Source organism: Sulfurimonas sp. (genome assembly GCF_027056685.1).
Lineage (GTDB): Bacteria > Campylobacterota > Campylobacteria > Campylobacterales > Sulfurimonadaceae > Sulfurimonas.
Genome location: NZ_JALUKE010000181.1, coordinates 1 through 22,227 on the forward strand (window position 1 = coordinate 1; position 22,227 = coordinate 22,227).

The window sequence follows — 22,227 nt, forward strand, 5'->3', positions numbered from 1 at the left end:
TTATAAAATTAATTATTTTAATTTATTAGTACCTAATATTTATTGCAATAGCATTCTCTTATGAAAACTAAAATCACACAGTTTTTCAAATCCATTTACTATTTATACTACGATGGTTTTGTAAATATGAAGGTCGGAAAAACTCTTTGGCTACTCATTGTTGTAAAACTATTCGTTATGTTTGCCATTCTTAAATGGCTATTTTTCCCAGATGTACTGCAAGAGAAGTTTCATACTGATCAAGAACGCAGCCAATACATCTTAAACCAACTCACAAAGGAGAACTAATTCATGGAACATACTGCTTTACTCGTTGACTGGTCACGCGCACAGTTTGCACTCACTGCACTCTACCACTGGCTATTCGTACCACTTACTTTAGGTTTGACATTTATAGTCGCAATTATGGAGACTATATATGTAAAGACTGGAGATGAAAAGTGGAAAACTATTACAAAATACTGGATGGGGCTTTTAGCAATTAACTTTGCAATCGGTCTAGCCACTGGTATTATTATGGAATTTGAATTTGGTACCAACTGGTCAAACTACTCTTGGATAGTTGGCGATATTTTTGGAGCACCACTTGCTATTGAAGGGCTTATGGCCTTTTTTATGGAGTCAACATTCTTTGCTGTTATGTTCTTTGGTTGGAACAAAGTAAGTAAAAAAATGCACCTTACTTCTACATGGCTTGTAGCTATTGGTTCAAATCTCTCTGCACTTTGGATTTTACTAGCAAATGGCTGGATGCAACACCCTGTAGGAATGCACTTCAATCCAGACACAGCAAGAAATGAGATGCAAAATTTCTGGGAAGTTGTTTTTAATCCAAATGGAGTGAGTAAATTTTTACACACTATTAGTAGCGGTTATGTTCTTGCTTCACTATTTGTAATTGGTATTAGTGCTTGGTATCTTTTGAAAAAGAGAGATACAGAATTTGCAAGACGAAGCATCATTGTAGCTTCAAGCTTTGGTCTGCTTGCTTCTATCTACCTCATCACAACAGGTGATGAATCTGCACACCAAGTAGCTCTTTCTCAGCCTATGAAACTAGCTGCAATGGAAGGTTTATATAAAGGTGAAAATAGAGCTGGAATTGTTGCTGTTGGTCTTTTAAATAGCTCAAAACAGATAGGAGATGATTTAGATCCATTCTTAGCAAAAATAGAAATTCCAGATGCACTCTCAATTTTAGGTTATCATAGACTTAATGCTTTTGTTCCAGGTATAGATGATCTAATGAATGGAAATAAAAAGTACAACATCATCCCTATTTCCCAAAAAATGCAGATGGGAAAAATAGCTGTTGCAGCATTGGGTGCATATAAAACATATAAAAAAGAGCATGATATGGTACATGCACAAGAGGCTCTTAAAACTTTTGAAGCACATGAAAAATATATGGGATATGGATACCTTAAAAAGCCTAGCGATGCAGTACCAAGTGTTGCTCTTACATTTTATAGCTTTCATACAATGGTAAGTCTTGGTTTTTGGTTCTTAGTTTTATTTATTATCACTCTTTACTACAGTATGATGAATAAAGTACACACAAAAAGATGGATTCAATATCTTGCACTTTTTACACTTCCTTTTGGATGGGTAGCACAAGAGACAGGATGGATTACTGCAGAAGTTGGTCGTCAACCTTGGGCTATTCAAGATTTACTTCCAGTAGGTATGGCGACTTCAAATGTAGCTGCTACAAGTGTTATGATTACTTTTTGGCTCTTTGCAATTCTTTTTACAGGACTACTTATTGCAGAGGTCAAAATTATGCTCAAACAAATAAAAGTCGGACCGGAGGGACACTAAGATGGATTTACTAACTTTACAAGAGTACTGGTGGTTTTTAGTAAGCGTCATAGGCGCTCTGTTTGTCTTTATGACATTTGTACAAGGTGGACAAACACTGCTTTATAGACTTGGTCATACTGAAGATGAACGCGACCTACTCATTAATTCACTTGGACGAAAATGGGAGCTTACTTTTACTATGCTCGTTATGTTTGGTGGTGCACTCTTTGCTGCGTTTCCACTCTTTTATGCTGTAAGTTTTGGCGGTGCATACTATGTTTGGATGGCAATTCTTTTTTGTTTTATCATTCAAGCGGTTGCATACGAGTACAGAAAAAAAGCAGATAACCTTTATGGAGAAAAATTTTATGAAACGCTTCTCTATATCAATGGTTCACTTGGTATTTTTCTTATCGGTGTAGCACTAGGAACACTCTTTAGTGGTGGAAATTTCGTAGTAAATAGCTCACACCTTTCACACTGGACAATGCAAAGCTACGGTTTAGAAGCACTACTGAATCCTTTTAATATTGCGTTTGGATTGATGCTTGTTTTTCTCTCTCGTATGCAAGCAGGTCTTTACTTTTTAAACTCTCTTGATGCTCCTGCAATTATAGGTAGAATCAAAAAAGTAGTAACAGTAAACTTTATTATGTTTTTAGTGCTATTTTTGTTTGTTCTTGGAACTGTTCTATTCTCACAAGGTTTAGTTTATGACCCAACAACGGGCGTTGTAAGCGTAAAAAGTATGAAATTTCTTCATAGCTTTTTAGATATGCCATTATTACTTGTTCTTTTAGTTGTCGGTGTTGTCTCCCTACTTTGGGGTGTATTTATCGCACTTATAAAAAACAGTGATAAAGCTATTTGGTTTACAGGTTTTGGCGTTATTTTAACTGTCACAATTGTTATGCTTATTTTAGGGCTTGACAACTCAGTTTACTATCCATCACTTGCCGATATGCAGAGTTCACTCACCATTGCAAACTCTTCAGGAAGTCACTATACACTAAGCGTTATGGCTGTTGTATCGCTTCTTGTTCCTGTTGTTGCAGGGTACATTTTCTTTGTATGGCGTTCTATGGACAAAACAAAATTAACAATCGATGAAATCAAATCTGATTCACATCACTACTAGGAGATTTTATGGAAAATTTATCTGAAATAATTTGGTATCTAAGTTGGCCAATTCTTATATATATTAGCTTAAAGTTTGTCCAGTTAAACCTTGGACATTTTGAAAAGATGGAACGCCTTGAAGAGCTTGAAGCTCTTCATGCAGAAGATAAGCTGGGGAAATAACTTCCCCCGTTTATCCATTTAGTTACAATAATTTACCAAAAGTCCGCTTTTAATAGCATCATAACTCTCTTCGCCTTTAAGCTTTTTCACAATTGCAAGTGCAAAACAGATGGCAGTTGCAGGACCACGAGAGGTCATAATATTTGCATCTTCTACCACCATCGTTGTATCACCCATATAGCCCTCTTTTTTTATCTCCTCTTCTACAGAAGGGTAACAAGTGTATTTCTCTTTTAAAACACCCGCTTTATTCAGAGCAAATGGTGCAGCGCAGATAGCGCCTATATTTTTACCTTTTGCATCCATTTCACGCAAGAGATTTTGCACATTTTTATCATCTGCGAGTGCATGTGTACCGCCCCATCCTCCAGGAAGCACTATCATATCAAGTTCATCTGCGTTTACATCTTTTACCTCTACATCAGCTTCAATTGTAATGCCATTTGCACCTTTTACCAGCATCGCTGCGTTTAGAGAAGCCACTACTACTTCTATCTCTGCGCGTCTAAGAACATCTATGATGCTTACAGCCTCTATCTCCTCAAATTCACCTGCAAGGGGTACTAAAACTTTTATGCTCATAATTCATCCTTCATTTTTTTCTCTTATTTTACTACAATATTTATAAATAATTAAAATAATTAGTGATATGATGTGAGTATTTAATTTTAAGGAACTCTTGCATTTGAAAAATTTACTCATATTTTTTCTTCTACCTTTTTTTTTCATATCTTGTTCCTCAAAACCGGTAGATAAACCTATAACTATTTCTACAAACCAGTGGATAGGTTATTCACCTCTCTTTTATGCTTATCAAAAGGGCTACCTTAAAAAGCTCAATATCAAACTCATAAATAGTGTCTCCCTTGGCGAAGCAGCTGATGTTTATCGTGTCGGGCAGGCAAATATGGTCACTACAACACAACATGAGTACAACTCTTTAAACGAATCAACACATGACATTGTCCCAATCATCTTGCTAGATCGCTCTAATGGTGGAGATATGGTACTTTCAAACCGTAGTATTGAAGCGCTCAAAAAGAGCAAAAAAATCTATACTTACTTGGAAGTAGATTCTATTAATCAAGAGATTTTAAAAGATTTTGTTGCAAACAACTCCATAAGTCTCGATAAACTTATAATCATCAACAAAGATCAGGAGCAAATACATGATGTGAACTTTAAAAAACTTAAAAATAAAGATGTACTCATTGTTACCTACACTCCTTACGATGTTGCACTCAAAGCAAAAGCTTTTCATGAAGTCGCATCAACAAAAAATATTGACAGTATTATTGTTATCGATGCACTCTGCAGCACAAAAGAACTACTAAAAAATGATAAAAAAAGATTACTCAAACTAAAAAAAGTAATAGACCAGTCAATAGATGAAATCAAGCAAAATCCACATCAAGCATATAAGACAGTAGCAAGGTATCTCTCTAACATTAATTATAATGAGTTTAGAACTTCACTTAAAAATATCAAATGGATAAACAAGCCCTCTGATGATCTTTTAGAGTTCATTAACAAATACCACTACACCAAGGAAACAATACTCAAATAGATGAAAACTATATCAATTAAAAAATTCTCTTCCCTTGTATTAACATTTATACTCGTTAGTGTATTTGTACTTTTTTATGACTTTTATTTAAAAGAAAAACGCATTACAGAAACACTGCTACAGACAAATTTGCAAACGGCAGCACTTAACCTCAATGAATTTTTACGAAAAAATTTTGACCCTACACATATTGGTACTATTACATCGCAGCTTGATAGTCGTCTTGTTGGTAACAAAGCCCTCTCTTCCATTGAAATTGTCAATGAGAAAAATAAAATCATTTACTCTTCAATAGACTATACCAAAGGTGTGTCAGATCAGAACAAAACATGTGTTCCCATTACAAAAATAATGCAAAGCAAACTTGACACAACACCCTGTTATAAATTTACCATAGAGCATTTTGAAGGTTTAGTGGGACATGATTACACAGTAATTTTAGGTATTGATTTGCAATACATTCATAAAATACTGACACAAGAAGCACAACAGATACTTGAAGTTGCCCTCTTTTTTACTTTTATCTTTTTTCTGCTTCTCTACTTTTTACTTCATAACTATGTTATTAGTCCATTAGAAGCACTTAGAAACTATGCATATTATAGTGAATATCCGCCTAAAGAATTTGTCATCAAAGAGTTTGAATCCATTAGATACTCTTTAGAGATGACATTTAAGCGTCTTAAAACAGAGCAGGAAAATCTCTACAACCTCTCTACTAAAGATCCACTCACACAGCTTTACAACAGAAATGACCTGCAATCTCAAATAAAGCGTGTTATTGCTTCTTCAAAGAGAAGCCATAAAAAGTTTGCTATCATTTTTCTTGATTTAGACAACTTTAAAAATATAAATGACTCCCTCGGTCACCATTTTGGTGATATTGTACTCAAGCGTATCGCCAACTATCTGCGTAATGCTATAAGAGAAAATGATATTCCTGCTAGAATTGGTGGTGATGAATTTCTTGTTGTGCTCCCCGACACTGAAAATGAGCATAGTATCATTGAAGTTCTTAATCGTATCCAGCACCATATTGCTACTCCTATTCTCATTCAAAAGGAGCGTTATAACATTACAGTAAGTATGGGTGTTGCCATCTATCCAAAAGATGGCAAAGACTTTAACACACTGCTCAAACATGCAGATATTGCTATGTACAATGCAAAAGCACTTGGCAAAAACAACTACCAGTTCTTTACAGACCAACTCAACAAAAGTGTCCAAGAGAAGATAAAAATGCAAACACTCCTCTCAACTGCATTAGAAAAAGGTTATTTTGAACTCTTTTACCAGCCAAAAGTTGATATAAATACCAATACTATAACAGGCTGTGAAGCGCTCATCCGTCTTGTTGACCCCCAAGAGGGCATCATTGCACCAGATAGATTTATTCCCATAATAGAAGAAAACGGAATGATAATCGCCATAGGAGAGTGGATAATCAAAGAGGCTTGTGAGCAGATACAAAAGTGGCAAACAACACCACTCAAAGATATAAAACTCTCCATCAATGTCTCAGGAGTGCAGCTTGAAGAGAGAAACTTCCTTGAAATGCTTGAAGAAAATCTTCACTGCATTGAAAGTGCAAAACTTGACATCGAACTTACTGAATCAGTACTTATAAAAGAGTTTGATGAAAAAATCAAACTCCTACATGAGATGAAAAAACTTGGAATTACGCTCTCTTTAGATGATTTTGGTACAGGCTACTCATCACTCTCTTATCTTAGAGATATACCATTTGATACGCTTAAAATTGACAAAAGTTTCATTGACACAATGCAAGATAACAGAGCCTTTATAAATATGATAATAGGAATTTCACAAGACCTGAAGCTACAAGTAGTAGCTGAGGGCGTTGAAACGCAGCAACAACTTGAGTTTCTAAAAGAGATGCAATGTGAAATGTATCAGGGCTATCTCTGCTCTAAACCTCTTCCTGCACACCAATTTGAAGAGCGTTTTAAAGAGTATAATCATATCTCATAATATATCTGTAACCTTTTTTTAAGTATAATCACTCCATTTTAAATAAAGGGCACAAAGTACCCTAAATGGATGATTATGCTAAATTATGATTTTATAAAACCATATCTTTTTAAACTACAACCAGAGAATGCACACCATGTTGCAGAGTGTGTGCTGCGTTTACCAAACATCTGTCAAATTCCTTTTAACCCTTTTTTAGAGTCTCATTTTATAACAGATGACTCTCTCAAACAAAAGATTTTTGAGCGTACATTTTACAACCCAGTCGGACTTGGCGCAGGATTTGATAAAAATGCAACAATGATACGCGGCATCCAAATACTTGGATTTGGTTTTACCGAGATTGGAACCGTTACACCAAAGCCACAAGCGGGAAATCCAAAACCAAGAATGTTTCGCCATGTAGAAGAGCAAAGCATTCAAAACGCAATGGGCTTTAACAATGATGGAGCTTACAAAGTTGTAAAACGCCTCAAAAAACGCTACCCATTTACAACGCCTATTGGTGTAAACATCGGGAAGAACAAAATCACTCCTGAAAAAGAGGCCATAAACGACTACACACACCTCATCAAATCTTTTGATGGTTTGGGTGATTACTTCGTTATCAATATCTCTTCGCCGAACACTCCAGGATTGAGAGATTTGCAAAATGAAGAGTTCATCACCAAACTTTTTTCTGAAGCTAAAAAACTTACTAATATGCCAATTTTACTCAAAATCGCTCCAGATATGGAAGTAGAAGATGCCGTAGCACTTACAAAAATGGCAGTAGAAAAAGGAGCAGATGGCATCATCGCTACCAACACAACCATAGACTACTCACTTGTAAAACATCCTAAAAGCATTGGCGGGCTTAGTGGTGCAGTACTTAAAGAGAAGAGCTTTAAAATCTTCGATGCAATAGCAAAAGAGCTTTATGGAAAAACGGTGCTTATCTCAGTAGGTGGCATTGACTCTGCACAAGAGGCGTACAGACGCATAAAAGCAGGTGCAAATCTTGTGCAAATTCTCAGCGGCATGGTATTTCACGGACCAGATATGATAATGAACATAAACAAAGAGCTTATAGAACTTCTTAAAGCAGATGGGTTTAAAAACATTACAGAGGCAATAGGAAGCGACAGAAAATAATGAAACTTTTTTTAACAATACTACTAATAACAGGAACACTCATGGCATCATCACTCCCAAAGTATGAAACAAAAACACTCAAAAATGGACTACAAATTGTAGTTATTCCACTCCATAATCATTCAGATGTTATCTCAACAGACATCTTTTACAAAGTGGGAAGCCGTAATGAAGTAATGGGAAAAACAGGCATTGCACATATGCTTGAACATATGAACTTTAAAAGTACAAAAAACCTTAAAGCTGGTGAATTTGATAGAGATGTAAAAAGTGTTGGAGGAGTAAATAATGCTTCAACAAGTTTTGACTACACGCACTACTTTATAAAATCAAGCACAGAAAACCTTAAAACTTCTGTAGGTCTTTTTGCAGAACTTATGCAAAATCTTAGCCTTAAAGATAAAGAATTCCAACCAGAGAGAAATGTCGTTATGGAAGAGAGACGCTGGAGAACAGACAACTCACCACTTGGCTACTTGTACTTTAGACTCTTTAACAATGCCTATATTTACCATCCATATCATTGGACTCCTATTGGGTTTGCAAATGACATCAAAACATGGACAATTAACGACATAAGAAAATTTCACAAAACCTACTACCAACCACAAAACGCTGTTCTAATGGTTACAGGTGATGTTAATCCTAAAGATGTTTTCAAAGAGGCAAAGGCTGCGTTTGGGAAGATAAAAAATCATGGGAAAATTCCTAAAGTAAAATTTATAGAACCAAAACAAGATGGTGCAAAAAGAGTGATTATTCATAAAGATAGCGAAGTCGAGATGCTTGCCATCACTTTTCATATTCCAAACTTTAAAGACCCTGATCAAGTGACACTGAGTGTAATTTCTGAAATTTTGTACTCTGGAAAAAGCTCACGACTCTACAAAGACCTTATAGATAAAAAGCGTCTTGTAAATTCCATTTATGCTTACAATATGGAAAATACCGATCCGGGACTTTTTATATTTATGGCTACTTGTAATCCAGGTGTAAAAGCTGAGACAGTAGAAAAAGAGCTTATAAAAGAGATAAACAAAATGAAGACAACAAAAGTGACAAAAGCGGAGCTAGAAAAAGTAAAAATAAATACAAAATCTGATTTTATTTACTCGTTAGAGAGTTCAACTTCTGTGGCAAATCTCTTTGGAAGCTACCTTGTGCGCGGCGATGTCAAGCCACTCCTTCACTATGAAGAGGATGTCAATAAAATCACTCCCCAAAAAGTACAAGAAGTTGCAAACAAATACTTCGACTTCAACACTTCTACTACAGTTATTTTAAAAAAATAACACAAAAAGAGCATCTCTGCTCTTTTTTTAAGCATCTTATATAAAAAAATGTAATACAAATGTGATATAATTCTATAACTTTTTATTATAAGGTGGAATTATTTCTATGCTAAAAACTCTCATTCTCGTTGTTCTATCCATCAACCTCTTTGCCATCACAAACCAAGAAGTGGCAAATAAATGTGAGGCTGTTATGAAAGGCTTCAAAAGTTCAAAGTCACAAATGCAAATGACACTCATCAATGCTAACAAGCAAAGACGCTCTCGCAATATGAGCATGATGACACTAGAGAGTTCTAAAGGGAACAAATCACTTATGACCTTTCTCTCTCCTGCAGATGTCAAAGGGACAAAGTTTTTAAACCATGAGCACATAAACAAAGACGATGACCAGTGGCTCTACCTCCCTGCACTTAAGCGTGTAAAGCGTATTGCTTCAAGTAGTAAGTCGGGTTCATTTATGGGGTCAGAATTTTCTTACGAAGATTTGAGCTCATTTAATCCAAAAAAATACATCTTCAAAGGTGATGCAAAAGTCGGCACACTTGATGGCAAAAAAGTCTACATTGGAGAGCGTACTCCAAAGAGTAAAAATTCTGGATACACAAAAGAGATCTCTTATGTCGATGCCAAAACTTTTCTCATTCAAAAAGTGGACTACTATGACAGAAAACATGAACTACTTAAAACTGCTACTTTTGACAAATATAAAAAAATAAACGGAAAATGGCGCGTAGAACAGATGACAATGGTCAATCACCAAAACCATAAAAAGACCATTCTTGTCTGGAAAGATGAAAAGATAAAACTCCATCTTAGAGACAGAGATTTCAATAAAAGAGTATTGAAAAAATAATGAGATTTTTACTATTTCTTGTTATTTCTACGCTTATATTTGCTAAAACACAGGAGACCTGTTACACCGTACAGTTAACAAGTTTCAAACTCAAAAAGAACTCTACTTATAATTTTAAATTGCACAACTATCCTGATTCTTGCCAACTTGTCAAAATAAAATCACTATATACTGTACGCTGTGGGTGTTATAACCGTTATGGAGAAGCCAAACATGAACAAAAAGAGCTCTTTAAAGATTACAATGGCACTCTAATCATCAAAACATATAAGTATAGATTTAAAAAGCCTATACCTAAACGCAGTGAAGTAAAAGAGCATACAATTCCAAACGCAGCGCCGCTACCTGTTACAAAAGAAGTTTCACAACCCTCTCAAGAAAAAAGTGTAAGCCTAAACGCAGTAGAAGAGCCTAATCAACTCAGTTTTATGGACTATATGTCATACAGAGGAGATCTTAATTGGATTACACAGTCTTATCTTATTGCACCAAAAGATAAAAATCCTGAAAATATTACACTAAACGCAGACCTTGAAGCTACCTACAAAAAAGATGCCCTGCAGCTGCACACAAAAATCAAACTCCAACAGGATTTGAATGACCTTGAGAGCGGTGCAAAAGATACACATAGAAGTTATGCGCGTATTGATGAGCTTTATGGAGAATATGAGTTTGATGAGTCTCAAGTGCTTGTGGGAAAAAGTATCCGTTTTTGGGGCGCACTCGAAGTACGAAATATTGCAGATGTTTTCAACCCTTATGATTTGCGAGCCGATCCCTTTTACAAAACAAAGCTTGGTGTCATTAATGCAGAGTACACGTGTTATACCGAGACAGGAGAACTCTCTTTTATAGTACAACTTTACGAGCAGCCTCGTGAAATGTCGGCATATCCTTATGTCTACTACTACTTTCCAAAAGACATCACCTACTCTAAAGATCTCAAAACACAACATGGTCGCTACCGTCCAAACATCTATGTAAAGTATTCTGATTCGTATGAGGGTGATGCTTATTCACTTGATTACAATGTCATTTTTCAAAACGGCTATGATTCACAGCGCTACTACACCACACACCTTATAGCGAACAATGAAATAGAGACAAATGAGCATGCTTACCTTGTCAACAAGTTTATCACTTATGACACGCTGGTCTCAGGAGCGACACTCTACAAACTCGAAGCGATTTTCACAGATGTTTTGAACAATGACCAAATCTCTGACTACTCGCATCTTGGTTTGGGAGTTGAGCATACCATTCTTCAAGTTTATGATGAAGCTGATTTGGGACTCCTTGCAGAGTACTACAGCTATGACACCATAGATGGTTCTAAACGCAACGACCTGCAACTTTTTGAAGTTTTTCAAAACGATCTCTTTTTAGGAGTACGCTACAGCTTTAACAAAGGCGATGATTCAACTATTGTCGGTGGGGGTATTTTTGACCTTGATTATGATGAAGATGTTTACTACTTTGAGTACAAGACACGCATAGCAGATAGCTATAAAATCACTTTTGATTACCGCTATATTGAGCCATCAAAAAATGACCCTACTGTATTTAATCTTATGGGAAGACACCAGAGAATCAGCCTTAAAGTCGGCTACTATTTTTAGAGGATAAGCATGAAAACATTTGTCAATTTAATAATTAAACTAAGATGGTATATTGTAATTTTAATTCCTCTCATCACCATCGTACTTGGCTACCAGCTTAAAAATGCCCAGTTTGACGGCTCATACAGAATCTGGTTTGAAGAGGGTTCACAAACACTTAAAAAGTATGACGCTTTTAAAAATACCTTTGGCAATGACGACTCTATCATTATTGTATTTCATGATCAGAAAGGTGTTTTTAATAAAAAAGCACTGCATGTCATCGACAGACTGACAAATGAACTGTGGCAAACGCAGTACATCGCACGAGTAGATTCTCTTACAAACTACCAGTATGTACATAAAAGCAAAGAGGATGAAGATGAGATTTTGATTGGAAATTTCATCAAAGAGATTAACACACTTACACCAAAAGAGTTGCAACAAAAAGAGAAAATTGCCCTGCATGAAGATCTGCTAGTAAATCGCATCATCAGTAAAGATGGTAAAACCACAATGATAGTAGGACGACTAAACCCTAAAGCAGGTGTAACCATAGGTGCATCCAAGCACATTATGAAAGACATAAACAGATACATTGCCGATGAAAATACAAGTGGTTACACTTTTCATCTTGCTGGTGGACCAGTTGTAAATACAACATTCAGCACTTTAGCGCAGTATGATGTAAAAACTTTTACGCCTTTGGTTATTTTGATTGCCATGCTGATTTTATGGCTAATTTTTAGAAAACTATCTGGTGTAATTTTAACACTATTAGTTGTAATTTTCACCTTTATCATTGTACTTGCTGTCCAGACAATGCTTGGCTACAAACTCAACAACTTTACAGCAAATATGCCTGTTTTTATCATTGCTATTGGCATAGCCGATGCGATGCACATCTTTTGGGTCTATTTATTAGGACGCAGAAATGGTATGGACAACTACGAGGCTATTTACAACACACTCAGTAAAAATATGCTTGCTACATTTCTCACCTCGCTGACCACTGCCATAGGTTTTGCTTCGCTTGGCATTTCACACATTGTACCCATTAAAACGCTTGGAATTGCTACTGCAAACGCAGCAATGCTTGCCTTTGTGCTGACCATTCTTTTTGTACCTGCCGCATTGGCTATTTTAAACATAAAAGTCAAAGTAAAACCACAAAAAGATGACAAAGGCGTGGGCGAATTTGCAAAAAAATATGCAAAGTTCATCCTCCGCAACGATACGAAGATAATTTTCATCACACTCATCATCGCCTCCGGCATAGGCTTTGGTTTGACAAAACTCAAAGTTGACTCAAACGCAGTGAAATACTTTCGAGAGGATGTTCCTTTTAGACAAACGGTAAAAATCATACAAAACACTCTTACAGGCCCACTTAGCTATGAAATAATCATAGATTCTAAAAAAATGGATGGAATTAAAGACGCTGCGTTTATGAAAACAGTTGATAAATTTTCAAAAGAGTTCATTGCAAAATTTGCTAATGCAAGGCATACCTCTTCACTTGTAGATGTTGTCAAAAAATTTAATGAAGTCATCAACTCTAGTAAAACCATTCCAAGTTCAAATGCTCTTATAGCACAGTACCTTTTACTCTACTCACTTTCATTACCGCAAGGAATGGAAATAAATGACAAAATGGATGTAAATGAGCAGCTGCTGCGTTTAACAGCCTCTATGAATGTAGCGGACAGTTCGCAGGATCTCAAACAGATAGCTTGGATACAAAAATGGTGGCAAAAAACGCCCTACTCTGTTGAAGTAGATGGTCAAACAGCGATGTTTGCACATATGCAGCATGATGTGACTGACACACTCATAAACTCTCTACTGCTCTCTATTGTAGTAACCTCTTTTGTCATGCTGCTCATTTTTAGAAGCATAAAAATGATACCACTCTTCATTATTCCAAATGTCCTGCCAATTATACTTGTAATCGGAGTAATGGGATGGTTAGGAATTAGCATAGATATAGGAGTAGCTGCTTCTGGCGCTATTATTTTGGGTATTGCCATAGATGACACTATACATTTTTTAATCAAATATACAGAAGCACGCAAACAAGGTCTATCCCTTGAGGAAGCACTTGCATATGTCATGCACTATGCAGGTTCAGCGATGATCTTAACGACTCTCGTCCTTAGCTGTTCATTTATTGTCTTTGTATTTTCACAATTTATGCTCAATGCAAACTTTGGACTTATTACTGCCATTGCACTGCTTATTGCCGTAGCAATTGACTTGCTACTACTCCCTGCTCTCATTAGTAAAATGGAGACAAAAAAGAAGGAAAAAACATGTTAGATATTGAAAAAGCTTACAATAAAAATTTTGCAAAATTAAATGCAAAACTGCCAAAAGGTGTCAATAGATTTTTTATTAAGATGTTGCAAAAACTCTTTCATGAAAAAACATTTAATGATATATACGAAAAAAATTACTATCTAAAAAATTTGGACTTTGTAGATAGTATGGTGGAAAATCTAGGTATTCGCTATATGGTGGAACCAAATGAACTTGGCAATATTCCATCAATAGGACGTGTTTTAGTGATTGCAAATCACATAACCGGAGCATCTGATGCTTTTACACTTGTACAACTTATTGCAAATGCAAGAGAAAACAGAAAAGTAAAACTAATGGTGAATGGAATGCTGATGGGCGTAAAGCAAGCAGAAGGAATACTCATTCCAGTCGACAATATTAGTGGAAATATTACAAAAAAGAGTTTTCAAGCCATAAATACAGCGCTGCAAAATGAGGAAGCTGTTGTCATTTTTCCTGCTGGAGTAGTAAGCAGACTCAGTTGGCAGGGCATTAAAGATTTACCATGGAAAGCAAGCTTTTTAAAAATTGCAAAGAAAAATCATACACCTATTTTACCTATTCGCATAGAAGCAAGAAACAGCATACTTTTTTACCTTGTTTCACTCATTTTACCGATGAAGTTTAGCGGACTCATGCTACCAAGGGAGTTCGCAATATCAGGTACATTACCACCACTTCATTATCATATAGGAAAGATCATTCCTCCTGCCTCTTTTTGCGATAAAAAAATACCAATCAATGAGTATGTAGAGATGTTCTATAAACATCTCTACAACTTAGGTACAAAAAGAGGCGAACTGCTACAAACACAAAACACCATCATTCCTGCTACTAGTAAAATGCTGCTTAAAGCCGAAGTAGCTAAGGCAGAACAACTCGGGCGTACCTTAGATAATAAACGCATTATATTAGCCGATGTCGAGCATACTACTTCACTTATTCGTGAACTTGGACGAGCAAGAGAGATCTCCTTTCGTGCCATCGGTGGAGGAACAGGAAAAACAAAAGACAATGACCTCTATGATGACTATTATAAACATCTCATACTTTGGGATGATGAAGATTTAGAGATTGTCGGAGCATATAGAATTGGTGAGACACAAGATATTGTAGAACAGAGAGGGATGCAAGGCTTATACACATATAATTTTTGTACTTATGACAAAAATTTTCAGAACTATATTGACAAGTCTGTGGAACTTGGACGGAGTTTTATCCTGCCAAAATACTGGGGTTCACGAGCATTAGACAATCTTTGGCAAGGTGTAGGTGCATACCTTGCCAAACATCATAATATTATTTATACATACGGTACAGTTACCATCAATGCAGATACACCAAAAAAAGCGGTGGCAGCACTGGTATACTTTTATTCACGCTATTTCTCTTGTAAAGAGCAAGTGATGAAAGCTAAAACACCATATATAATGAATGAAAAATACAAAACAGAGTTTGATGCACTATTTAATGCCCCAACATATAAAGAAAATTTTATCATTTTAAAGCAGTATCTAAAAAAATTAAATACTGCCATACCAACACTTTTTAAACAGTATACTGAGCTTTATGAAGAGGGAGCTGTACGCTTCTTAGACTTTAGTGTGAATGACGCTCTGCACGGTGTTGTAGAGGGATTTATTATGGCAGATAACTCCAAAATGAAAGAGTCTAAACGCAAGAGATATATAAAAAACTCATATTCAGCAAACTTACCCAAGTAATAAAATAAGGGAAACTCGATCACTAACACCTGCTTTTTTGAATATATTTCTAATATGACCCTTAACAGTAGAGAGTGCAAGTTGTTCTTTGTACGCTATCTCTTTATTTGAGAATCCTTGTGCTAAATCATCTAAAATAACCTGCTCTTTATTTGTCAACTCTTTAACAAAAGCAGGTTCTTGCTTTTTATCTTCATCACGATTTTGTTTAATGAAACTATTTATTATATGCTGCGTTAAGTCTAAAAAGAACCAGTTCTTTTCGTTTTCTACACTCTCCAACATTTGAAGTAGGTTTGCCTTATGTATGAAACTATTTTCATAACCCCTAACATTTTTACCTATCAATTTTACGGCATGTTCTACATCTGGAAAATTATGAAATAAAAGCAAGTCAATATGAGTAAAAACATTTAACTCTTCTAATGCTTTTTCTATATCAACTACACTCTGCTCGTCAAACATAACAATTGTCTTTTCATCGCTTAATTGAAGATATTCAACTAAATTTTTAAATTCTTCTATGGTTGTAGTGGCAGCATACTCATTTAAAGCATTCTTCCAATGTTTTTCAATTGCAAATGAATTGGTAAAAATTATGATATTTTTCACACTATCGCTCACTTAATGTATTGATAAATGCTCTACGAATAGGCTTAAGTATATAATCTAATACAGTCTTTTTTCCTGTAATAATATCAACATCTGCTGTCATACCGGCAATAAGTTTCAACTTATTGTCTTTAGTTCCCAAATAATTTTTATCTGTCTTTATTTTAACGAGATAATAGCTTTTTTTATCAATTTTATCAACAATAGTATCCGCACTAATATGCGTCAAAACACCATTTAAAGCACCATAAATAGCAAAATCGTAAGCAGAAAATTTTATAATTGCCTTTTGTCCAGGATATAAAAAAGCTATATCAGAAGGTCGAATTTTTGCCTCAACAATAAGATTATCTTGTGAAGGAACAATTTTCACAAGATCCATTCCCGGTTTTACTACACCACCAATAGTATTAACTAAAATTTGATTAATTGTTCCATTGACAGGTGAGCGTATTAAACTGCGTCGTACTTTATATTCTTGTGCAACATTTTTCTTACTAATACGTTCCATTTCTGCTTTTGTTTTATTGTAGTTCTCTTTTGCGGTATTTTGAAACTTAAGTTTCACCTCTTTAATATTATTTTTTTGCTCTTCAATCACTGAAATAAGTCTTGGTATGGAGAGTTTTGTTTGTTCCACTTCTCCATGCAATTTTCCTGCTTTTCTTTGAAGCTGAAGAAATTCAACCTCAGAAACAATTCCTTTTGCCACAAGTGGTTTATTCATCTGAATCTCTTTAGCTAGAAGTACATAATTTGATCTTAGTTGTCTAAGCTTTGCTTCTGCTTCTTTTCGCTCTGTCCTTTTTTGACTTAATCGGCGTTGATAAATACGAATGTTATTATTTAACTGTTCTTTATTCGTCAAATAGAGAGATTTTTCATGTTCAAGTAATTCAGGAGCTATTTTTAAAAGTTTTTTGTCCACATGAAAAGGTTTTCCAGAAGATTCCGCAATTAAGCGTGAACTTTTTGCCCAAAGTTCGTTATATCGTAACTGACTTTCCATGTATTTACTTGCAAAATCTGTATCATCTATTTTAAGAAGAATTTGTCCTTTTTTAACATTTTCACCCTCTTTAACAAGTATTTCATTTACTACCCCACCTTCTAAATTCTGTACAATCTGTAATTGCTGTGAAGGTATAATTTTTCCTTGACCTCGAGTCAAAGCATCTATTTGCGCAAAATATGCCCAGACAATAAGCCATATTACAATAATAGCAGCAAGCCAAAGAATAATACGCGTCTTCATTTTTGTCTGCATCAATATTGCTGCACTAACAGAATTCATATATTTCAAATCATCCTCATCTTTTACAGAAAACTTTTTTAAATCTTTTTTATTATAAGGGGACTCAATAAATTTATCATGCAAACTCATGATGTTATTCCTCTCTGGTTTACTTTCAATTTTTGTAAAACATCACGGTATGTACCATCAATCAGTATCTTCCCTTGTTCAAGTAAAATAAGTCTTTGAGTAATTTGTAAAAGACTATTTTTGTGAGAAACTAAAAGCATAGTTTTATTTTTTTGATACTCTTTAAGATACTCTATAAATTTTGCTTCGCTTGTACTGTCCATAGAGTTAGTTGGTTCATCAAGGAGTAGTATAGGTGTTTGGCGAATAAAAGCACGCGCGATAGAGATAGACTGCTTTTGTCCACCAGACAAGCCATCTCCTCTTTCCTGCACCGGCATATCAAAACCTAATGGATGAATATCAACAAATGTCTGAGCACCACTAATTTGAGATGTTTTCAAGATTTCATCATCATGAGCATCAGGAGCACGCACAATAATATTTTCTTTGAGTGTACCTTTAAATAGAATAGTATCTTGAGGAACATAAGAAATTTCATTTCTCAAATCGGCAGGATCAATCTGCTTAATATCAATACCATCCATAAGTATAGAGCCTTCATCAGGTTCATAAAGACCTAAAATAAGCTTTTCTATACTTGTTTTACCAGAACCATTACTTCCAATAAGACCAACAGATTCTCCTGAATTAATTGTAAAACTCACATTATCTAAAACTTTTTTCTCAGTTCCTGGATAAGTAAAACTCACATTTTGAAACTCTATTTTCCCTTTAAACGATGGGCGTTGTACAAATTTTTTTCCCTCTTCTCGCTCTACTGGCATTTTCATAATATCGTCAAGTACCTTATATGCAGTCCTTGTTTGTTGAAAATTTGATATAAGAGAGGCAACTTGTGCAAGTGGTGCAAGGGTACGAGAACCAAGCATGACAACTGCAATGAGTCCACCAAGACTCAGACTCTTCTCCCCAATGGCATAAACACCACCAATAATCATAAAAACAGTATTAATTTGAACTATAAAGTTTACTACACTTGAGATAGAATTAGAAAGAATTTTAGACTTCAGACCTTTTTGGGAGACATCACCTGTCGCCTCTTCCCATTTCCATTGCGAATGTCCACTGATTCCCAATGCTTTGATGGTCTCAAGTGCCGTAAGTGATTCTATAAGAACCCCATTTTTTCGTGCAGCAGCTTCATAAGTACTCTCAATACTCTTTTGCATAGGGTTTTTAATAATAAAACTATAAATAATAATAATTGAAGCACTTATTAATGGAATGGCGACTATCCAGCCACCAATAAGATAGATAACAAAAAGAAAAATAAGTGCAAAAGGTAGATCAATCATAGTTGCAACAGACGATGAAGTAAAAAAGTTTCTAATAGTATCAAAATCTTTGAGGTTACTAGCAAATGAACCTACTGAATGGGGTCGATGTGACATCTTTATATTAAGAACCTGTTCATAAAGAATCGAAGACATAATCACATCACTCTTTTTAGCTGCATTCTCTAAAAAATAAGAACGTAAAAATTTTAAAATCAAGTCAAATAAATATATTACAATTATACCACTTGCAAAAACCCACATAGTATCAAGTGCATGATTTGGCACAACTCTATCATAGATATTCATTGTAAATATAGGCGTAGCAAGAATAAAAAGGTTAATAAGTAAAGAAGCAACTAGTACATCAAAATAAATTTTCTTTGAATAAGCAATAGTATCCCAAAACCAATGCTTTTTCTCATGTTTTAAAATTTTTCTATGAGCATCTTTATAGTGGTGTTCAGGTTTGAGTAAAAAAGCAAAATTAATATACTCTTTTTCTAAATCTTCAACTTTTATCCAACTAGCACCCTCACCTATATCTGGTAGAATGATTTTTGCATACTCTCTATTTGAACTTATTTCTACTAATATACATGCATTTTCTTTTTCGTCGTCACCTTTTAATATAAGTATAACCGGTAATAAGAGAGGAGATATATCCTTAAATGAGTAATTAACCAGCTTTGAGGTAAATCCAGCACGCTTTGCTGCTCTTGAAAAAGCGGACTTGGATGATTTTGCATTCAAAGAAAAAAGCTGCGGAGTTACCCTCCCTGGTTCAACAGGTAAATCTGCAATAAGAGCATCTGCAGAATAAGGTCTATTATATAGTTTGGTAAAAAGTACCAAACACTCTAAAATAGGATCTCCATGTTGACTATTTAACTGAGACATTCATTTCCTCTAACATCTCATCTGTATATGTTAAGAGCTTATAATATGCAAGATAATGTTCATATTTTGCTTTAACAAAACGATTTTTCGCTGAATTGTATTCGAGTTCTATATTTAACAAATCTACAATACTTCTTCTGCCAAGATTATACTCTTCATGATAATCCTTGACAGTTTCTTTACTCGCCTCAATCTGTTGATTTAAAAATTTCATCTGTTCTTTTGTAGAGCTGTATGTTTGCCATGAAGTTTTCACATCTGCTATCACTTTTCTTCTTAAGTCTGCTAAGGCATTCTCTTTTTCGAGCAATTTATACTTATTCGATTCTACAACTGCCTTATCTGAAAATCCTCGAAATATATTGTAACTCAACACTGCCTGCGCACTATATGCATCTTCTGTATCGTATGGGTTAGTTGCATTTGTAACAATACCATTGAGATTTTTATGCCAATAGCTTTGTAATTTTAAATCAACTTTTGGGTAATAAGTTGCTTTAGATTGAACCACTAATGCTTTTGCTGATTTTATATCCGCATGATTCATAAGTAACTCAGGATTTTTTTCAAGAGCTAGTTTTATAAGTTCTTCAATATTTTGTGTAGGTAACTTATCTATCGATGGCTCTTTAAAATCATCAGGATTTACTTTCATATCAAGCACTTTTTGAAAAGAAGTGATGGCATTTTTATAGTTTTGTTCTGCAAAATAGTAGTTACTTTGAGCATTTGCATAACGAGAAAGTGTCTGTTTATAGTCAGATTTTCTAGCTACACCTGCATCAACTCTCTCTTTAATCTGAGCAAGATATTTTTTATGTACTGCAACATTCTCTTTGGCAATTTTTGTCAAATACTTATTTTTAATAATATTAATATAAGCAGCAGCAGCATCTAGAGCAGTATTATTGACTACATTTTGCATATTTTTTTCTGCAGATACAATCAAGGCTTTTTGCTTATCAACACCACTTTGAGTTTTAAAGCCTTCAAAAATATTTTCACTCACAGTACCTGTCACATTTTGAGTAGTATTTATAACCGTATCTCTAGAGTTTGAAATCATTCGACTTCTCTCTCGTCCTACAGAATAATAAAAATCTACAGAAGGTAAATACCCAGATTTTTCTTTACTTAAAAGCTCCTTTTCACTACCTAAAGCAGCCTTTTTAATATAAATCTTAGGATTAGTCTCAATAGTTTGCTGTACTGCCTGAGATATAGTTAATGCACTCAACAACGATGGAAGAGCAAGGGCTGAAGCGAGGATGTATTTCATTTCTAAATCCTTGAATGATGTTTTCTAATTTTGAATAATTAATTTTAACATAATAGACTTAGAAATATGCTTAAAGAAAACCTAAAAACAGAATCTAAATGCATCATGCATCAAATTTTCTCATACTAAAGTACTATTTACAAATTATATTTTCAGTGCTATTATATCAAAAATAATAATTAAAGGTGTTTATTGTGAGTACTCCAGCATATATGTCTAACCCGTTGTACAAAAAAGTTGTAGGTAAAGTTATATTAGATTCTGCAGAGTCTGGTTATTTAACAAATGTAGAGATAATTGAGCCAGATGGGAGCAATCGCCCTATAAGAAATGGAACACTTATTTATGAAGGAGAGCAAATATCCAGTCTGGATGATTCTGCATCTTTTGAGATTAAGTACTTTGCACATCCTGAGCCCACAGAGTACTCTGGAGTCTTCACCGTATTGGTAGACAGTTCTATATATCAAGCTGCTAATGCTGACGAACAAGCGCTTAACAGTAGTAGTCCATTCAATATAAATGAGACAGCTACTGGTAATGAAGCTGTCAGCACACACTCCACTCCTTTTTTAGAGACTCAAACAGATGTCTCAATCAACGACCCTCTTGTAAATCAGTCTACACCAATTCAAACAACATTAGCAACAAGAACAGTAATAGCTGAAGAAGAAACAAAAAATACTCCAACATCTCAAGAGGGACCTTTGCTAAGTCCTCTTCAACAAGCGACTCCAGACAGTACTGCTCCAGTAATCACTTCTGAATCTATCGTTGTATACGATGAAAACAATACAACACCGGTAATACAGGTAACAAGCACAGATGCTGGTAATGTAACTTATTCTCTTGAAAATGGACTAGACAGTGCCCTCTTTACATTAAACTCTCAAACTGGAACTTTATCCTTTATTCAACCTCCAAATTATGAACATCCACTTGATCAAGGTGCTGATAATCAATACAATGTAAATGTAACTGTTACAGACACTTATGGAAATGCAACTACTGAGACTCTCTCTATTTATATTAATAATATCAATGACCAACCAGTAGTAGCAGATGTAGCAACAATAGCAAGTGAAGATACACTTACTGTTGTAGAGTCAGGCGAGCCAAATGTTCTTGCTTATAACGGTACACTCAGTGTAAGTGATGAAGATACAA

At 34.9% G+C, this 22,227-nt stretch carries 18 protein-coding genes; 13 read left to right on the forward strand and 5 right to left on the reverse strand.

Annotation, left to right across the window (positions count from 1 at the left end; all coding sequences use genetic code 11):
• Window positions 1–60: 60 nt before the first annotated feature.
• From MVY38_RS07870 to MVY38_RS07885, 4 genes are read left to right on the forward strand one after another with little or no spacing between them, the layout of a single operon-like run.
• Entirely contained in the window at window positions 61–288 is a 228-nt protein-coding gene (locus MVY38_RS07870; RefSeq protein ID WP_297485004.1) for a DUF4492 domain-containing protein, read from the forward strand.
• 3 nt (window positions 289–291) lie between these two features.
• Window positions 292–1,821, forward strand: coding sequence for a cytochrome ubiquinol oxidase subunit I (locus MVY38_RS07875; protein ID WP_297485006.1), 1,530 nt, complete (start codon window positions 292–294; stop codon window positions 1,819–1,821).
• Between the two features lies 1 nt (window position 1,822).
• The gene (cydB, locus tag MVY38_RS07880) at window positions 1,823–2,941 is read left to right on the forward strand and encodes a cytochrome d ubiquinol oxidase subunit II (protein ID WP_297485008.1); all 1,119 of its coding nucleotides are present in this window, start codon (window positions 1,823–1,825) and stop codon (window positions 2,939–2,941) included.
• Window positions 2,942–2,949: 8 nt separating this feature from the next.
• A complete protein-coding gene (locus tag MVY38_RS07885) occupies window positions 2,950–3,105 on the forward strand; it encodes a hypothetical protein (RefSeq protein ID WP_297485010.1) in 156 nt (51 codons plus the stop codon).
• Window positions 3,106–3,123: 18 nt separating this feature from the next.
• Here MVY38_RS07885 and MVY38_RS07890 read toward each other — a convergent pair whose 3' ends face one another.
• Window positions 3,124–3,687, reverse strand: coding sequence for a DJ-1 family glyoxalase III (locus MVY38_RS07890; RefSeq protein ID WP_297485012.1), 564 nt, complete (start codon window positions 3,685–3,687; stop codon window positions 3,124–3,126).
• A 103-nt stretch (window positions 3,688–3,790) separates the two neighbouring features.
• Between MVY38_RS07890 and MVY38_RS07895 the strand changes: the two genes are divergently transcribed.
• The 8 genes from MVY38_RS07895 (at window position 3,791) to MVY38_RS07930 (ending at window position 15,608) form a co-directional block, all read left to right on the forward strand.
• The gene (locus MVY38_RS07895) at window positions 3,791–4,672 is read left to right on the forward strand and encodes an ABC transporter substrate-binding protein (RefSeq protein WP_297485014.1); all 882 of its coding nucleotides are present in this window, start codon (window positions 3,791–3,793) and stop codon (window positions 4,670–4,672) included.
• Window positions 4,673–6,664: an EAL domain-containing protein gene (locus MVY38_RS07900; protein ID WP_297485015.1), complete on the forward strand. Its 1,992-nt coding sequence runs from the start codon at window positions 4,673–4,675 to the stop codon at window positions 6,662–6,664.
• A gap of 75 nt (window positions 6,665–6,739) precedes the next feature.
• Window positions 6,740–7,798: a quinone-dependent dihydroorotate dehydrogenase gene (locus MVY38_RS07905; protein ID WP_297485017.1), complete on the forward strand. Its 1,059-nt coding sequence runs from the start codon at window positions 6,740–6,742 to the stop codon at window positions 7,796–7,798.
• Between the two features lie 41 nt (window positions 7,799–7,839).
• A complete protein-coding gene (locus MVY38_RS07910; protein WP_297485019.1) occupies window positions 7,840–9,090 on the forward strand; it encodes a pitrilysin family protein in 1,251 nt (416 codons plus the stop codon).
• A gap of 106 nt (window positions 9,091–9,196) precedes the next feature.
• Entirely contained in the window at window positions 9,197–9,946 is a 750-nt protein-coding gene (locus tag MVY38_RS07915; protein ID WP_297485021.1) for an outer membrane lipoprotein-sorting protein, read from the forward strand.
• Entirely contained in the window at window positions 9,946–11,565 is a 1,620-nt protein-coding gene (locus tag MVY38_RS07920; protein ID WP_297485023.1) for a hypothetical protein, read from the forward strand. The genes MVY38_RS07915 and MVY38_RS07920 overlap by 1 nt, the downstream gene beginning before the upstream one ends.
• Window positions 11,566–11,574: 9 nt before the next feature.
• Complete coding sequence (locus MVY38_RS07925) at window positions 11,575–13,863, forward strand: MMPL family transporter (RefSeq protein ID WP_297485025.1); 2,289 nt, start codon at window positions 11,575–11,577, stop codon at window positions 13,861–13,863.
• Window positions 13,857–15,608: a lysophospholipid acyltransferase family protein gene (locus tag MVY38_RS07930; RefSeq protein WP_297485027.1), complete on the forward strand. Its 1,752-nt coding sequence runs from the start codon at window positions 13,857–13,859 to the stop codon at window positions 15,606–15,608. Before MVY38_RS07925 ends, MVY38_RS07930 begins: the two co-directional genes overlap by 7 nt.
• On the opposite strand, the gene MVY38_RS07935 is transcribed toward MVY38_RS07930, so the two are convergent.
• From MVY38_RS07935 to MVY38_RS07950, 4 genes are read right to left on the reverse strand one after another with little or no spacing between them, the layout of a single operon-like run.
• Window positions 15,597–16,220, reverse strand: coding sequence for a LuxR C-terminal-related transcriptional regulator (locus tag MVY38_RS07935; protein WP_297485029.1), 624 nt, complete (start codon window positions 16,218–16,220; stop codon window positions 15,597–15,599). The genes MVY38_RS07930 and MVY38_RS07935 overlap by 12 nt on opposite strands.
• A gap of 1 nt (window position 16,221) precedes the next feature.
• Complete coding sequence (locus MVY38_RS07940) at window positions 16,222–17,604, reverse strand: HlyD family type I secretion periplasmic adaptor subunit (protein WP_297485031.1); 1,383 nt, start codon at window positions 17,602–17,604, stop codon at window positions 16,222–16,224.
• Window positions 17,601–19,781, reverse strand: a complete 2,181-nt coding sequence (locus tag MVY38_RS07945) for a type I secretion system permease/ATPase (RefSeq protein ID WP_297485033.1) — start codon at window positions 19,779–19,781, stop codon at window positions 17,601–17,603. Before MVY38_RS07945 ends, MVY38_RS07940 begins: the two co-directional genes overlap by 4 nt.
• Window positions 19,765–21,060: a TolC family outer membrane protein gene (locus MVY38_RS07950; RefSeq protein WP_297485034.1), complete on the reverse strand. Its 1,296-nt coding sequence runs from the start codon at window positions 21,058–21,060 to the stop codon at window positions 19,765–19,767. The genes MVY38_RS07945 and MVY38_RS07950 overlap by 17 nt, the downstream gene beginning before the upstream one ends.
• A 194-nt stretch (window positions 21,061–21,254) precedes the next feature.
• Between MVY38_RS07950 and MVY38_RS07955 the strand changes: the two genes are divergently transcribed.
• On the forward strand, window positions 21,255–22,227 hold a 973-nt coding region (locus MVY38_RS07955), incomplete at its 3' end, for a cadherin repeat domain-containing protein (protein ID WP_297485036.1).

Coding starts and splice junctions, on each gene's coding strand:
- MVY38_RS07915 (WP_297485021.1), top strand. CDS start 9,197: ATGCTAAAAACTCTCATTCTCGTTGTTCTATCCATCAACCTCTTTGCC.
- MVY38_RS07875 (WP_297485006.1), top strand. CDS start 292: ATGGAACATACTGCTTTACTCGTTGACTGGTCACGCGCACAGTTTGCA.
- MVY38_RS07925 (WP_297485025.1), top strand. CDS start 11,575: ATGAAAACATTTGTCAATTTAATAATTAAACTAAGATGGTATATTGTA.
- MVY38_RS07910 (WP_297485019.1), top strand. CDS start 7,840: ATGGCATCATCACTCCCAAAGTATGAAACAAAAACACTCAAAAATGGA.
- MVY38_RS07920 (WP_297485023.1), top strand. CDS start 9,946: ATGAGATTTTTACTATTTCTTGTTATTTCTACGCTTATATTTGCTAAA.
- MVY38_RS07905 (WP_297485017.1), top strand. CDS start 6,740: ATGCTAAATTATGATTTTATAAAACCATATCTTTTTAAACTACAACCA.
- MVY38_RS07950 (WP_297485034.1), bottom strand. CDS start 21,060: ATGAAATACATCCTCGCTTCAGCCCTTGCTCTTCCATCGTTGTTGAGT.
- MVY38_RS07890 (WP_297485012.1), bottom strand. CDS start 3,687: ATGAGCATAAAAGTTTTAGTACCCCTTGCAGGTGAATTTGAGGAGATA.
- cydB (WP_297485008.1), top strand. CDS start 1,823: ATGGATTTACTAACTTTACAAGAGTACTGGTGGTTTTTAGTAAGCGTC.
- MVY38_RS07940 (WP_297485031.1), bottom strand. CDS start 17,604: ATGAGTTTGCATGATAAATTTATTGAGTCCCCTTATAATAAAAAAGAT.
- MVY38_RS07930 (WP_297485027.1), top strand. CDS start 13,857: ATGTTAGATATTGAAAAAGCTTACAATAAAAATTTTGCAAAATTAAAT.
- MVY38_RS07945 (WP_297485033.1), bottom strand. CDS start 19,781: ATGTCTCAGTTAAATAGTCAACATGGAGATCCTATTTTAGAGTGTTTG.
- MVY38_RS07900 (WP_297485015.1), top strand. CDS start 4,673: ATGAAAACTATATCAATTAAAAAATTCTCTTCCCTTGTATTAACATTT.
- MVY38_RS07870 (WP_297485004.1), top strand. CDS start 61: ATGAAAACTAAAATCACACAGTTTTTCAAATCCATTTACTATTTATAC.
- MVY38_RS07885 (WP_297485010.1), top strand. CDS start 2,950: ATGGAAAATTTATCTGAAATAATTTGGTATCTAAGTTGGCCAATTCTT.